Here is a 2,034-nt window from a genome sequence, read left to right as displayed (position 1 = left end):
TCGACACTGGTGGCGGTGTAGATGTAGGTCTTGCTGAAGTCGATGCAGCCGCCCCAGTAGAAGGTCTTGTTGCTCTTGCGGTAGTTCAGGAACGAAGCCCAGATGCCGTTGACGTAGGCACGGCCGCCGCTCAGGTCGTACTTGGAGCCGAAGTCCAGCTTGGGCACCGAGTGACCGGCGTACTCCCAGTTGACCAGGTCATAAGACCGCAACACCGGCGCGCCGGGCGAGTAGTGCATCGTGGAGGCCGAGTAGTAGTAGGTGTCGTCGACCCGGAAGATGTCGATGTCGGCCAGGTCCTGCCACAACACCGGGTTGGAGTACGTCGACGACGGCGGCCACGGCCCACCCGACGGATCCCCCGACGGCGAGGCCGAAGGCGATGGTGACGGTGACGGTGACGGTGAAGGCGACTGATCGGAGACGCTCCCGACGCGGACGAGCTGCCACTGCTGGTTGTTGCCGCCCCAGTCGGAGTACTGCACGATCTTGCCGCCGTCCGCGGTGGAGGCGTTCTGGACCTCGACGGCCTTGCCGCTGTTGCGGTTGATCAGCCGGACGTAGCCGCCGGAGGAGTCGGCGAGACTGAACTGCTGGTTGGTGCCGTTGTGGTCGCTCCACTGCACGATGTCGGCGCCGTCGGCGGTGGAGACGTTGTACACGTCGAGCACCTTGCCCGAGTGCCGCGACTGCAGGCGGTAGTAACCGCCGCCGGAGTCGACGAACCGCCACTGCTGGTTGTTGGCGCTGCTGCGCGTCCACTGCACGAGCGACCCGCCGTCGGCCGTGGAGAAGTTGTACACGTCCAGGGCCTTGCCGCTGTTGCGGTTGACCAACACGTACCAGGCGTTCGTGTCGACGGTCGCCGCGGATGCAGGCGCCGTCCACGCGACGGCGCCCGCGAGGACGGTCGCGAGCGCCGCCAGGAGACATGCGAAGACGGTGACCGGCGACCGTCGCCGGTCACGCGTCGCGCGAGTGGGGGGTGCGTGCATCTACTCTCCTCTGCAGGGTGGAGACACGGCCGGCGGGCGGAGACGCCCGCGATGCGCTCCATGGACTCACCGCCGGTGCGGGGGAAGCGTGTCCCCCCGCACCGGGGCGGTGTCCCGCCGGGGAAGGTGGCGGGGGTCAGCGGGCCCAGCCGCCGAGGCGGCCTGTCGTCGCCGCCCGGGTTGGAGTTACGGCCCTGGTGGTGGTGCCGCATGGCGCGGGCGGCTGAGGTCAGGGCGGCTGATGTCAGGGCACGGTGACGCCGGTGCCGGAGGTGGTCGTCGGCGACGCGGCCATGGGCGCACCGGCCCGGGAAGTCAGGCGATTCGCACCCGATATGTGAGCGCTAACAATTGCGAGCCAGTGCTCCTCTCCCATCGGCGACGGGCGTGGTGGTGGTGTAGCGGATCAAACCTGACCCCCCAAGCGGTGTCAACGCTCGCTCCCGCTCGCGTCGCGGCGCCCATGAGGGCGGGGGCGGCTCACCTGCTCCTGTCCCGGGTGTGAGAACGCCGCCCGGAGTCCGGACGCGATGAAACTTTCATCGGCTGCGGCGTCGCTTCGCCACGTGTCAGGCGCCGCAGGAAACTTACGCCGAGCCGTCATCCCTCCCACCTGTGCGCATGAATGGCCCGCACCGGAATGGTCGCGAAACTTTCTCGACATGCCCTTGACACATTTCGTGATGCTTTCCCACACTGCTCCCCAAGGCGGCTTCCTCCTGCCGGGAGCGGTGGTGCGTGGCAGGGGCCGCAGTCTCGGCGCGACGACGGATCGCGTGTGTTCTCCCGCGGGCGTCTGCCCGCGTTCCCTCATTGATCTCGCAGTGGAGGCTCAGGCATGGGCGAAAATCCCTCACCGGCCGGCCCAGTACCCGCCAGCCCAGTACCCGCCGGCCCAGTACCCGCCGGCACGGCTCGGCGCCTGTCCGGCGCGACCCGCCGGGTGCTGGTCGCCGGCGCTCTCGGCGTACTCGGCGCGGTCACCGCGCTGGCGGCGACCACGCCCGCGGGCGCCGCCGCCGGCACGCTGGGCGCGGCC

At 69.4% G+C, this 2,034-nt stretch carries 1 protein-coding gene and 1 pseudogene; one reads left to right on the top strand and one right to left on the bottom strand.

Translation table 11 applies throughout. From position 1 onward, the window contains the following. A partial coding sequence (locus tag AB0J39_RS39340) for an RICIN domain-containing protein (RefSeq protein ID WP_363474285.1) occupies positions 1–995 on the bottom strand: 995 nt, incomplete at its 3' end. 838 nt (positions 996–1,833) lie between these two features. On the opposite strand from AB0J39_RS39340, the pseudogene AB0J39_RS39335 reads away from it, so the two are divergent. Further along, positions 1,834–2,034: pseudogene (locus AB0J39_RS39335) on the top strand (hypothetical protein); the annotation flags it as partial.

Source organism: Microbispora sp. NPDC049633 (assembly GCF_040675265.1).
Taxonomy (GTDB): domain Bacteria; phylum Actinomycetota; class Actinomycetes; order Streptosporangiales; family Streptosporangiaceae; genus Microbispora; species Microbispora maris.
The sequence above is the reverse complement of the archived record's forward strand: the minus strand, read 5'-3'. Positions and strand labels throughout refer to the sequence as shown.